Annotated in this window: 10 protein-coding genes and 1 pseudogene; 9 read left to right on the forward strand and 2 right to left on the reverse strand. The window is 68.1% G+C overall.

The window, feature by feature from the left end; all coding sequences use genetic code 11:
- Nucleotides 1-275: aldehyde dehydrogenase family protein (locus GH737_RS08850; RefSeq protein WP_476749611.1), on the reverse strand; the 275-nt coding region annotated here is incomplete at its 3' end.
- Between the two features lie 85 nt (nucleotides 276-360).
- Here GH737_RS08850 and GH737_RS08855 point away from each other — a divergent pair.
- Both GH737_RS08855 and GH737_RS08860 read left to right on the forward strand, forming a co-directional pair.
- Nucleotides 361-2,028: a GMC family oxidoreductase gene (locus tag GH737_RS08855; RefSeq protein ID WP_155264475.1), complete on the forward strand. Its 1,668-nt coding sequence runs from the start codon at nucleotides 361-363 to the stop codon at nucleotides 2,026-2,028.
- Complete coding sequence (locus tag GH737_RS08860) at nucleotides 2,019-3,194, forward strand: mandelate racemase/muconate lactonizing enzyme family protein (RefSeq protein WP_155264476.1); 1,176 nt, start codon at nucleotides 2,019-2,021, stop codon at nucleotides 3,192-3,194. Before GH737_RS08855 ends, GH737_RS08860 begins: the two co-directional genes overlap by 10 nt.
- A gap of 3 nt (nucleotides 3,195-3,197) precedes the next feature.
- Here GH737_RS08860 and GH737_RS08865 read toward each other — a convergent pair whose 3' ends face one another.
- Complete coding sequence (locus tag GH737_RS08865; protein WP_155264477.1) at nucleotides 3,198-4,121, reverse strand: LysR substrate-binding domain-containing protein; 924 nt, start codon at nucleotides 4,119-4,121, stop codon at nucleotides 3,198-3,200.
- Nucleotides 4,122-4,276: 155 nt separating this feature from the next.
- Here GH737_RS08865 and tcuA point away from each other — a divergent pair, with 155 nt between their 5' ends.
- From tcuA to GH737_RS08900, 7 genes and pseudogenes are all read left to right on the forward strand, one after another.
- Nucleotides 4,277-5,806 carry an FAD-dependent tricarballylate dehydrogenase TcuA gene (gene tcuA, locus GH737_RS08870; RefSeq protein WP_155264478.1) on the forward strand — a complete coding sequence of 510 codons (1,530 nt, stop codon included), beginning with the start codon at nucleotides 4,277-4,279 and terminating at the stop codon, nucleotides 5,804-5,806.
- A gap of 26 nt (nucleotides 5,807-5,832) precedes the next feature.
- Nucleotides 5,833-7,239, forward strand: a complete 1,407-nt coding sequence (locus tag GH737_RS08875) for an MmgE/PrpD family protein (protein WP_155264479.1) — start codon at nucleotides 5,833-5,835, stop codon at nucleotides 7,237-7,239.
- Nucleotides 7,236-8,654, forward strand: coding sequence for an MmgE/PrpD family protein (locus GH737_RS08880; RefSeq protein ID WP_196233067.1), 1,419 nt, complete (start codon nucleotides 7,236-7,238; stop codon nucleotides 8,652-8,654). The genes GH737_RS08875 and GH737_RS08880 overlap by 4 nt, the downstream gene beginning before the upstream one ends.
- Nucleotides 8,651-10,129: an aldehyde dehydrogenase gene (locus GH737_RS08885; RefSeq protein ID WP_155264481.1), complete on the forward strand. Its 1,479-nt coding sequence runs from the start codon at nucleotides 8,651-8,653 to the stop codon at nucleotides 10,127-10,129. The genes GH737_RS08880 and GH737_RS08885 overlap by 4 nt, the downstream gene beginning before the upstream one ends.
- 4 nt (nucleotides 10,130-10,133) lie before the next feature.
- The gene (locus GH737_RS08890; RefSeq protein ID WP_155264482.1) at nucleotides 10,134-11,045 is read left to right on the forward strand and encodes an amidohydrolase family protein; all 912 of its coding nucleotides are present in this window, start codon (nucleotides 10,134-10,136) and stop codon (nucleotides 11,043-11,045) included.
- A gap of 6 nt (nucleotides 11,046-11,051) precedes the next feature.
- A complete protein-coding gene (locus GH737_RS08895; protein WP_155264483.1) occupies nucleotides 11,052-11,873 on the forward strand; it encodes an amidohydrolase family protein in 822 nt (273 codons plus the stop codon).
- A 159-nt stretch (nucleotides 11,874-12,032) separates the two neighbouring features.
- A pseudogene (locus GH737_RS08900) lies at nucleotides 12,033-12,557 on the forward strand (methylase); the annotation flags it as partial.

The following is a 12,557-nucleotide window of genomic DNA, read 5'->3' on the forward strand; positions in this document are numbered from 1 at the left end:
CCGCGCCACTCCNGCTCGAACGCCGTCCGGGCGGCAACGACCGCCGCCGCGACGTCGGCCTCGCCGGCCTGGCCGACCGTTGCCCAGGGCGCCGAGGTGAAGGGGTTGATCGCGGGGAAGCGCTCGCCGGACGAGGGCGCGACCCACTCCCCGCCGATATAGAGGTCGTAATCCCTGAGCTTCGCCGGCACCTGCATCTCCAGGCCTACCGGCTTAGCGGCCGGCGGAGCGCGGCTACAATATGAACTTCCGACGCCAGAATAACCTCCCGGCATGATGCAGGCGCATAGCGGCAGCGCTCATTGTTATTGGAATGCATCCTCGTCGGGCCTAGGGTCGCCTTCCAGCAAAGTGCGGGGAATGTTCTTGCCGAACAGCGTGCCGGCCGACAGGATCTATGACTTCATCGTCGTTGGAGCGGGCTCGGCGGGCTGTGTCGTTGCCAACCGGCTGTCCGCGGATCCCGCCACCCGGGTGCTTCTGGTCGAGGCCGGGCCGCGCGATTCGAGCATCAACATCCATATCCCGCTGATGGTCGTGAACCTGCTGCGCGACCCGAAGCACACCTGGCCGTTCGTCACCGAGCCCCAGGCCGCGCTCAACGGCCGCAGGCAGCTCTGGACCCGCGGCCGGGTGCTGGGCGGGTCGAGCTCGATCAACGGCAACGTCTATGTCCGCGGCGATCCGGGCGAGTTCGACAGCTGGGAAGCGCTCGGGCTGCCGGGATGGGGCTGGAGCGACATGCTTCCTTATTTCAAGCGGATGGAATGCTATCCCGGGGGAGACGAGCGGACACGCGGACGCGACGGCCCGATCGGAGTCACCAGCCTCAGGAATTTCGATGAGCTCGCCGACGCCTTCATCATGGCGTGCGGCGAATCCGGCCAGCCGATCGTGGAGGATTATAACGACGGCCATTACGAAGGTGCCGCCTATCTCCAATATTCGACGCGCCGCGGCTTCCGCTCGTCGTCGGCGGTCGGGTACCTCAAGCCGGCGCGCGGCCGGAGCAACCTCGACGTCCTGGTCGACAGCCAGGTCGCCCGGGTGCTGATCCGCGACCGGACTGCGACCGGGGTCGAGCTTCGCCGCGGCGGGGCGCTCGAGCGCTTCGCGGCGCGCAGGGAAGTAATCCTCAGCGCCGGTCCGGTTCAGTCGCCGCAGCTGCTCGAGCTTTCCGGAATCGGCCGCCCCGACGTGCTTCGGCCGCTGGGGATCGAGGTCGTGCAGGTGGCCCCCGGAGTCGGCGAAAACCTCCGCGACCATCCCAACACCCGGCTGACCTTCGAATGCGCCAGGCCGATCACCATCAACGACGTGCTGCAGAACCCGGTCGCCAAGGTCCGCGAAGGACTGAAGTTCGCGCTGCGCGGCAAGGGGCTCCTGTCGATCTGCTCGGCAACGGCGCACGTCGTGACGCGGTCCGACGAGGACCAGCCGCGGCCGGATTTGAAGCTGCAGCTGCAGCCTTTTTCCGGGAAGGACAGGTACGCGCGCCGGCCGGAGGACGGCCTTGATGCCCATTCCGGGTTCACGATCGGCGTGATGGGCCTTCGTCCTTTTTCGCGCGGCTGGGTCCATGCCGCCTCGCCGGATCCGTTCGCGCATCCGCGGATCGACCCGAAATATCTCGACGACCCGCGCGACGCGCGCGTCCTGCTCGCGGGGATCAAGGCGGTTCGCGACCTCGCCAGCTTCCCGTCGCTCAAGCGCCTGATCGTCAGGGAAACGAGGCCCGGCGAGGCCGTCGCGAGCGACGGCGACATCCTCGATTATATCCGCGAGACCACGCAGACGACGTGGCACATCGTGGGAAGCTGCAAGGCCGGGACCGACGGCGGGGCGGTGGTCGATCCGGAGCTTCGGGTGCGGGGCATCGCCGGCCTGCGGGTGATCGACTCGTCGGTCTTCCCGACGATCCCGTCCTCGAACACGAACGCGCCGACCATCGCGCTCGCGGAACGGGGCGCCGACCTGGTCATCGAGAGCTGGCGGGCCGGCGCCGGGCGGAGGGCGCAATGCGCATAGAACGCATCGAAATCCATGTGACCGAGCTGCCGGTCCGGCTGACCCGGACCTTTTCCAGCGGCAGCTACGACAGCGGCCCGGCGGGCCAGCTCCTCGGCAAGCCGGTGCTCGTCAGGGTCCATGCGGGCGGCGTCGCCGGGGTCGGTCAGGTCCGCCCGATCGCGCCGGGCCATTTCGTCCCCGACACCACGCACAGCGTCGTCGCCGCCATCCGGGAAATCTACGGGCCGATGCTGATCGGCCGCCGGCTCGCCGATCTCGAGGACATCAACCGCGGCTTCCTGTCCCGCCTCCCCGGCAATTTCGCGGCCCGGGCGGTCCTCGACATCGCCCTTCACGACGCGCTCGGAAAGGCGCTCGGCGTTCCCCTCTGCGACCTGATCGGCGGGCGATCGCAGGACAGCATCCCGCTCGAATGGTCGGTCAGCCTCTATGACGAGACCTCGCGGATGGTCGACGATTCGCTTCGCGCGGTCGAGGAGTTCGGAATGTCGGTCCTGTGCCTGAAGGCCGCCGGGGGCGAAGGCTGGCGCCGCGACGTCGCAAATTTCGAGGCGGTCAGGAAAGCGGTCGGGGACGAGATCGTGATCGGGGTCGACCCGAACACCGGCTGGACGGTGGCGGAGACGGTTCGGGCGCTGTCGGCGCTCGACGAGATGGATCTCGGCTATTGCGAGCAGCCGGTCGACCGGCGCAATCTTCGCGGGCTGGCACACATCCGAAGCGTGGCCGGCGGCGTGCCGGTGATGGTCGACGAGAGCCTGTTCACCCTCGAGGACTCGGCCGCGATCGCCGCCGCCGGAGCCGCGGACGTGTTCTGCGTCAAGCTCTACAAGGTCGGAGGGCTGCACGCCGCTCGGAAGATCTGCGCCGTCGGCGAAGCCAATGACATCAAGGTGAACTGCGGCGGGCTCGCGGCGGGTTCGCAGCTCGAAGCGGCCGCGGCGGCGCATTTCTGCGCCTCCATTCCGCTCCAGCGCAGCTTCGGAGCCGCCGAATTCGCGTTCGGCGTCGGGGTCCTCGGCGACGATCCGCTCATCGCCGACGGCGCGATGAAGATCGAGCAGGGGTGCGTCGTCCCGCCTTCGGGTCCGGGGCTCGGGCTCACGCTCGACGAACGGGCGCTCGAGCGGATGTCCCTTCACAGGGAAACGGTCGGCGGGTGACTGCTAGCCCTGTCCGAGCGCGGCCCGGATCGCGGAGCCGGTCAGCGACGGTGCGATCGACTGGATGAAGTCGAGCAGATAGGGCCGGAGATAGGTGTTCGGTCGGAGCACGATGTTGACGGTGCTCGACGGAAAGATGTCGCTCGCGTCGCGCGCTCCGATGCCCGCATCGCGCTGCTCGTCATAGGTGAGCGATGCGAGGATGCCGATTCCCAGCCCCAGCCCGACATAGGTCTTGGAGACGTCGGCATCGATCCCGCTCATCACGATCTTCGGTTCGATCCCGGCGTCGGAAAAGGCCTTCATCACTTTCCACCGGCCGCTGTAGTGCGAGTCATAGGTGATGATCGGATATTTCGCGATCTCCTCGATCGTGAGCTTCGGGACGGCGAGGATCGGATGCCCGAGCGGGGCGACGATGCAGCGCTCGAGGTCGAAGCATGCCAGTTTGACGAGGTTGTGGAACTCGCGCGTGGTGTCGGTCGCGATCGCGAGGTCCGCGTCGCCGGCATCGACGAGATCGCAGATTTCCTCGGGATGCCCCTGCCGGAGGACGAGCTTCACGTCGGGATATCTGGCGACGAACCGCTCCACGACCGTCGGGAGCACGTAGCGGGCGTGGGTGTGCGTCGTGCCGATGGTGAAGATCCCGCGCGCCCCGGCATGGATGTCCTCCTTGAGCGCCTTGAGCGCCGCGATGTCCGTCGAGATCCGCTGCGCGATGGAGAAGACCGTCCGGCCGGGCTCGGTGAGATCGATGATCCGGTTTCGGGTGCGAAGGAATATCTCGAACCCGAGCTCCTGCTCGAGCAGCTGCATCTGCCTGCTGACTCCGGGCTGCGAGGTGTGAAGCGATTCCGCCGCAGCCGACAGATGGTTTCCGTGCCGGACGATCTCAACCACGTAACGGAGCTGCTGAAGCTTCACGGATCCACGCCTGCCATGCCGCAATAGCATGCTAGCATGCCGGAATATTGCGTGAATGTATAGCGGGAGACACTACCCTTGCCGGGCGGATCCAGCGCGCGCCGCCGCGCGCCCCCGGTCCGCATAGGGGTGGGACAATCGCGAGGCTGGACTCGATGGATCGGAGCGGAAGTGCGTGGGACGTCGTCGTCGTCGGCGGAGGCAATGCCGCGCTGTGCGCGGCGATCAGCGCCGCCGACGGCGGCGCGCGAGTCCTCCTGCTCGAACGCTCGCCGGTCGAACAGCGCGGCGGCAACAGCTGCTATACCGACGGCCTCATGCGGACCGTGTACGAAGGCGCCGACGACATCCGCGCTTTCTGCCCGGACCTGACTGATGCCGAGATGGAGATCAGCGACTTCGGACGCTACACCGAAGAGGATTTCTTCGACGACATGGGCCGGATCACCCAGTACCGGACCGACCCCGACCTGTGCGAGCTGCTGGTCAAGAACAGCAGGGACACGATCCTGTGGCTGCGCGGGCAGGGCGTCCGCTTTTTCCCCAATTTCGGACGCCAGGCCTATAAGGTCGACGGCCGCTTCAAGTTCTGGGGCGGCGCGACGATCGCCGTCTCGAGCGGCGGGCCGGGCCTGGTCGATTCGCTGTTCGCCGCGGCCGAACGGAAGGGCGTCGCGATCCGCTACGAGGCTTGGGTCCGCGAGCTGGTTCACGACGAGAACGGCATCTCCGGAGTGGTCGTCACCGGGCCTGACCGCAAGCGCGAGATCGTCCCGGGCTCGGCGGTGGTTCTCGCCTGCGGCGGCTTCGAGGCCAATGCCGAGTGGCGCGCAAAATATCTCGGGCCGGGCTGGGACCTCGCGAAGGTGAGAGGCACGAGGTTCAATACCGGCGACGGGCTGGCGATGGCGATTGCCGCCGGGGCCCAGCCCCACGGCCACTGGTCGGGATGCCATGCGGTGTCGTGGGAACGCAATGCCGAGGACTTCGGCGAGCTGGCGCTGACCCCGCAATACCAGCGCCACTCCTATCCCTTCTGCATCATGGTCAACCGCGACGGCCGCCGGTTCGTCGACGAGGGCGCCGACTTCCGTAATTACACCTACGCCAAATATGGCCAGGCGGTGCTCCAGCAGCCGGGGCAGCTCGCCTGGCAGATATTCGATTCCAAGGTCGCCCACCTGCTGCGCGACGAGTACCGGACGCGGCATGTCAGCAAGGTGACCGCAAGCTCGCTCGAGGAGCTCGCTTCCAGGCTCGACGAGGTCGATGGCCGGCAGCTGCTGCAGACGATCGAGGAGTTCAATGCCTCGGTTGCGGCCGACGTGCCGTTCGATCCGAACATCAGGGACGGGCGAAGCGCATCGAGCGGCGGGGTGCCGCGAAGCAACTGGGCCAACCCGGTCGATACGCCGCCGTTCGAAGCCTATGCGGTCACCTGCGGCGTCACGTTCACGTTCGGCGGCGTGCGCGTGTCGACCGGTGCCGAGGTGCTCGACACCGGCGGCTCGGCGATCCCGGGGCTGTTCGCGGCCGGCGAAATGGTCGGCGGCCTCTTCTACTTCAACTATCCCGGGGCCACCGGGCTCACCAGCGGGTCCGTGTTCGGACGGATCGCCGGAGAAGGCGCGGCGGCGTTCGCAGCGGCTGCCCGGAGCGACCCGGCGCACGCATCCGCAGCCTGATTCACAAGCGACGAAGAAAGCGATTCATGAACGTCAGAGCGAATATCTCCACCGGCACTCCCACGCGCGACCTCGCCGAGTTCGCGAGCGCGCTGACGTTCGATCAGCTCCCGGACGACCTCATCCTCAACGCCAAGCAGTGCATCCGCGACAGCCTCGGCTGCGGGCTGTTCGGATCGGTGAAGCCGTGGACCGAGGCCGTCGCGCGGACGATCGGTCTGCTCGGGCAGTCGCCGACGGCAAGCGTGTGGGGCTCGTCGCAGCGCGCCGACCCGCTCGGCGCCGCCTTCGTCAACGGCACCGCGGCGCAGGGGTTCGAGCTCGACGATTGCCACGACCAGTCGATGTCGCATTATGGCGCCGGGGTCATTCCGGCGGTGCTCGCGTCCGCCGAGGGGTTCGGCCGCTGCAGCGGCCGCGACATCATCCTCGCGACCGTTGCCGGCTACGAGCTCGGGACGCGGATCGGGAACACGGTAAGCCCGAGCGCCTTCCATCGCGGCTTCCATCCCTGCGGGCTGACGAGCACCTTCGCCTCGGCCGCAGCGATCGCCAAGCTGCTGGGCCTCGATCCCGACCGATATGTGAGCGCGCTCGGGCTCGCCGGCTCCCAGGCAGCCGGCCTGATGGCGTCGCAGTTCGGCGCCATGGCGAAGAGGTTCCACTCGGGCAAGGCGTCGCAGAACGGCATCATCGCCGCGCTCTGCGCGCGCGAGGGGCTGACCGGCGTGCGCGACGTTCTCGAGGCGCCTTATGGCGGCTTTTGCTCGACCTATGCCGAAAGCTACGACCTCGGCTGGGCGACCGCGGGGCTCGGAACCGAGTTCGAGATGCGCAGGAACGGGTTCAAGCGCTATTCGTCGCTTGCAAGCAGCCAGACATCGGTCGACGCCCTTCGCCAGATCATCGCCCGCGAAGCCATTCGCGGCGAGGACGTCGAGAAGGTGAGGATCGGCACCACCAACATGGTCTTCGTCCACTGCGGTTGGCCGTACGAGCCCAAGGAGACGATCACCGCGCAGATGAACCTGCCGTACACGGCGGCCGTCACGCTGCTCGAAGGCGACGCCTTCGTCGACCAATATTCTGACGAGAAGCTGCGCGACCCGGCGATCGTGGACCTCGCCGGCCGGGTCGAGGTGCATGTCGATCCGGAGCTCGACGCGCTTGGCCCCCACGAGATGCGCGCCGTCCGTGTCGAGGTCGCGATGAAGTCGGGAGAGGTGCACCGGCAGGAGGTCACCTACCGCAGCGGCCACTGGAAGAATCCGCTCCCGGAGGAAACGCTCAAGGCCAAGTTCCGCGACCTCGCCGGGCGCGTGCTGACGAGCGAGGGGGTCGAGAGGATCGAGCGCGTGATCGACAATCTCGAAAAGGAGGAGGAGCCGGCGCCGGCGCTCGGGCGCGCGCTTCAGCAGGTGCGCGGCGCGTGACCCGGACGCTTGGCCAAAGCATCGCCCGGTTCGCCTCTGCCGCCTCGGCCGGCACCATCCCGGAGGAGGTGCGCCGCGCCGCGCGCATGCACATCGTCGATTCGATCGGCGTCTCGATCGCCGGGGCAAGCCCCGCGGAGGAGAGCGGACGGGCGGCCGCGAAGCTCGCCGAGGGCTGGCGCTCGCCGGACGGCTCGACCATGCTCGGCGCCGGCGCGCGGGCGCGGCCGGAGCTGGCCGCTCTGTTCAACGGAGCGCTCGCCCAGGCCCTGGAAATGGACGACAAGCACGGATCCTCGCTCGCCCGCCCGGGCTCGACGATCGTTCCGGCGGTGCTCGCGCTCGGCGAAGCATACGGCAGAAGCGTCGGCGAGGCGATCGCTTCGACCGTCGTCGGCTATGAGGTCATGATCCGCCTCGGGTTCGTCGCCGCCGAGCGTTTTCTCGAGCGCGGCTATCACACCAGCTCGCTGCTCGGTCCGTTCGGAGCCGCCGCGGCCGCCGGCAACCTGCTCGGCGACGGTGCCGGCACGATCGCCGACGCGCTGGGTATCTGCGGCACCTTCGCGTCGGGCATCCAGGAGGCGACGAGGACCGGCTCGACCTCGAAGATCCTCCACGGCGGGTGGGGCGCCCACGCCGGAATCCTCGCGGCCGATCTGGCGCGGTCGGGGATCACCGGCCCGCAATCCGTGTTCGAAGGCAAGTTCGGCTTCTTCGAGACCCACCTGACGCCGATCAGCGGGGACCTGCGCTTCGACCTCGGCAGCGCCGGTCTCGGGGAACGCTGGTACCTCCCGGAAACCGCGTTCAAGCCTTATCCCTGCTGCCAGCTGCTCCACGCGTTCATCGACGCCGCGACCGAGATTCGGCGGGAGCTGGAAACGCAGGGCATCGCCCCGGAGTCGATCACCGGCGTCCTGTGCCGGCTGGCGGAGCCCGGGCTGACTCTCGTCTCCGAGCCGCGTTCGAGCAAGATGGCGCCCGCCACTCCGCACGAGGCGCGGTTCAGCATCTACTACACGACGGCGGCGGCGCTGCTTCGCGGCCATGTCGGGCTCGAGACCTTCAGTCCCCGATCGCTTAGCGACGAAGGCGTGCTCGAGCTGGCCGGCAGGATCGAGGCCGCGGTCGATCCCGATTCGGATTATCCGCAGCATTGCCCCGCGCGCCTGACGGTCGAGGCCGACGGGCGGACCTTCGCCAGGCATGTCCCATTCCACCCCGGTTCGCCCGAGGCCGCGCTGTCCGGAGCGGACGTCCGCGCCAAGTTCGAACGGAACACGCGCTGGTATTCCGGAAGCGGGGCCGAAGCTTTGTTCGACAGGCTGATGGCCTTCCCCGAAGAGGTGCCCGTTTCGGAGTTTCTCGGCACCCTGCACCCGGCGGATTCGCGGTTGAGGAAAGCATCATGACCGACGCCCGACAGTACGACCGGCTGTTCATCGGCGGCGAGTGGACCGCGCCGCATTCCGGGACTTCGTTCGAAAGCATCGACCCTTCGACCGAAGATGTCTGGTGCGAAGTGGCGCTTGCGGACGAGGTGGACGTGGGGCGCGCCGTCGACGCCGCGCGCGCGGCTGTCGACGGGGCCTGGGGACAATCCACTTCGCCGACTGAGCGGGGAAGGCTTCTCTATCGCTTTGCCGAACTCGTCCGCCGCGACGCCCGGCGGCTCGCCGAGATCGAGAGCCGCGACAACGGCAAGCCGGTCCGCGACACGCTCGGCGAGGTCAACAATGCGGCCGACTGGCTGACCTTCTTCGCCGGCGCCGCCGACAAGCTCAACGGCGACCAGATCCCCTTTCGCCCCGATGCGCTGGCCTATACGCGTCTCGAACCGGTCGGCGTCGTCGCAGCCATTCTCCCGTGGAACTCGCCGATCTCGCTCGCTTCGTGGAAGCTCGGGCCGGCGCTTGCAGCAGGCAACGCGATCATCCTCAAGCCGGCCGAGCAGACCCCGGTGACCATGCTCGAGCTTGCGGCGCTGGCGCAGGAGTCGGGCTTTCCCCCCGGCGTGGTCAATGTCCTGCCGGGCGACGGAGCCGTCGGCGAGGCGCTTTGCGCGCACCCCGGGGTCGACAAGGTCTCGTTCACCGGGTCGCACGAAACCGCGACCCGGATCATGCGCAGCGCCGCCGGTTCGCTGAAGCGCTGCTCGTTCGAGTGCGGCGGCAAGTCGCCCTTCATCGTGTTCGCCGACGCCGACCTTCCGCGCGCGCTTTCGGTCGCCGCGCACAGCGCCTTCCGGTCCACGGGCCAGTCCTGCGCGATGGCGGCGCGGATGTTCGTGGAGCGGCCGGTTTACGACGAGTTCGCCAGCAGGCTCGCGGACCGCGCGAGGAAGATCCGGGTCGGCTCGCCGTTCGATGCTTCGACCCACATCGGCCCGCAGACATCGAGCGAGCAGCGCGACAAGACCGAAGCCTTCATCGCCCTGGGCAAGCAGTCCGGCGCGAGATTGCTTGCCGGGGGCGGACGGCCCGCGGCCCTGGCGAGAGGCTATTATGTCGAACCGACCGTCTTCGCCGAGGTGGATAATACCTCGCGGCTCGCGCAGGAGGAGATCTTCGGGCCGGTCACCGCGGTGATGCCGTTCGACGACGAAAGCGAGGTCGTCGCCATGGCGAACGACAGCCGCTACGGCCTGGTCGGAGGGCTGTGGACGAGCAACGTCGGCCGCGCCCACCGGATCGCCGCGCAGATACGGTGCGGCCTTGTCTCGGTGAACACCTTCAGGCCGATCCACTACATGCTTCCCTACGGCGGGTACAAGGTGAGCGGAGTCGGCCGCGAGAACGGCTTCGAAGCGGTGCGGGCGTTCACCGAGACCAAGACCGTCGTGGTCGATCTGGCGACCGAAATGCCGGCCGACCCGTTCGGCGGCTGAGCCGATGGACGACCCGTTGTTCGACACGCATGCGCATCTGATCTCGGACGACCCGGTCGCTTATCCCCCATCGCCGCTGCGCGGGACCGCCGAGGTCACGGCGATGGACTATCACGTGACTGCGGACTGGCTGATCGGACAGATGGATCGCCACGGCGTCGCCAAAGCGGCAATCGTCCAGCGCGGCCACGTCTACGGCTACGACAATCGCTACATCGTCGATTCCGGCAGGAGATTTCCCGAGCGCTTCGCGCCCGTCGTCATCCTCGACGCGCAGAATCCGGAAAGTCCCGGGGCGCTTGCGCGCATGGTCAGGGAGGACGGCGTGCGCGGCGCGCGGCTCGCCCAGACGCATATCGACTTCTTCGACACCGCCTGGCTGAACTCGCCGGCGGCGATGGATTTCTGGAGAGCGGCCGCCGACCTCGGCGTGCCGATGTCCGTGATATCGTTCCGGCGGCACCTCGGCTGGACGCTTCCGGCGCTGAGGTTCATCGCCGAGCTGTTCCCGGCGCTTTCTATCATCGTCGATCACGTCGGAACGCCGCACACGCTGTCCAATCCCGAGAAGCGGAAGTTCATCGAGGCCGGACTCGACACCACCATGCCGGGCGCGCCCGACTTCGGAATCGCCGGAACGATCGGAATCTTCGAGGCGCTGCCGAACGTCCACTTCAAGTTCACCGAGATCGATGTCGACCGCCTACGCGACGGCGAGACGGATCCCGCCGATTTCGTCCGTCGCCTGGCCGACCGGTTCGGCGCGGACCGGCTGATGTGGGGATCCGATCTGGGCCAGAGCGAGGCTCCGTACGAGGAGAAGGCAGCGGTGGCGCGCGCGTCCGCGTCGAAGCTGAGTCCCGCCGAACGCCGCGCATTCCTGTTCGGCACCGCCGATCGTTTGTACTTCGGCTGAGACGCGATGGCGCAAGCTGCCGGGTCCGACACGATCGAGCCGCCGCTGGTCGACTCGCACGCCCACATCTGGGGGCCGGGCATGCCGTTCGCGAGCGCGGCCTGGGTGCGCCCGGACTACAGCTTCCCCGTCGAAACCTATCTCGGCATGCTCGACGCCCATGGAGTGCGATATGGAGTGATCGCCGCGGCGAGCCTGTTCGGGACCTACAACGACTATGTGATCCGCGCGTTGCGCAGCCACCGGAAGCGGCTGCGCGGCACGGTGATCGTCGATCCGGCGATCGGGCTCTACGAGCTCGAGGCGATGAAGTCGGACGGCGTGGTCGGCGCGCGGCTCCAGCTGTTCCACGCCGGGCTACCCGACTTCGGCTGCGACGCTTACACCCGGCTCTTCCGAAGGCTGCGCGATCTCGACATGCACGTCCATGTGAATGTCGAACCGGAGCGGCTTGCCGAAGTGCTGGCGCCGCTTCTTGCGAGCGGCGTCAAGATCGTCGTCGATCATTTCGGCTGGCCCGACGCCGACAGGGGCCTCGACTGCCCGGCCTTCCTGGCGGCGGTGGAAGCGTGCCGGTCGGGAGCGGCATGGGTCAAGCTTTCCGCCGGGTACAGGCGGCCCGACCAGGACGTGCCGCGCTTCTATGCGCAGGCCTATCTCGAGCGTGTCGGTCCGGAGCGGCTGTTCTGGGGCAGCGATGCGCCGTTCGTCGGCTGCGAGGGCAAGGTGACCTATGCGCAGACCGTGTCCCAGTTCGCCTGCTGGGTACCGGATGCGTCGCAGCGCCAGGCGATCTCGAAGGCGGCGTTCGAATTCTATTTCGGATGAGCGCGGCCCGCCAGAGCGGGTTTCCCATTGCACGATGCCGGCGCTCTTCAGCAGCCGTCCGCCGCGCTGCGCCGCGCAGGCCGGGATCGGAGGAGAGGAGGCGGAAGGGGGGCTGACCCGGAGCGGCGATCAGGCGGGCTTCGGGCCGGAGACAAGCCCATGGCCAGCCGACCGCTCCCCGACGACGACAGCGCGAAGCGCCCGCGGATTACCGCAGCGCATGTCATCCTCGGCCGATTCAAGCGCGGAGAAACGATCGACCGAACCGCGCTGCGCGACATTTTCCGGGCGATAACGGGAGGGTCGGACTCGACCGGCGCCTGGTCGATGCGCGATGCGTTCGATGCGCTCGAGCTCGCCCAGCTGCTCTACCTGATGGAGCCCGATTGTCCGCTGCTGGCCGGCCCGCCGGCCCGGGTGCTCCAGCGGCTCGAGGCCTTTGTCCAGGCGCTGCCGGTTCACGGCTACCGTTCGGAAGAACAGGTGGCGCGCCAGCAATTCTCGACGCCTCTCCCGCTCGCCTTTGCCGCCGGCCTGGCGGCGAGTCCCGAGGCCGGCGACCTGCTGCTCGAGCCGTCCGCCGGCAACGGACTGCTCGCCTGGTGGGCGGCGCGCGCCGGTGCGCGCCTGCTCCTGAACGAGATCGGCGACCAACGCCGCTCGAACCTTGCCGAGGCGTTCGGC

This window comes from Sphingomonas segetis, from assembly GCF_009720245.1.
Taxonomy (GTDB): domain Bacteria; phylum Pseudomonadota; class Alphaproteobacteria; order Sphingomonadales; family Sphingomonadaceae; genus Sphingomicrobium; species Sphingomicrobium segetis.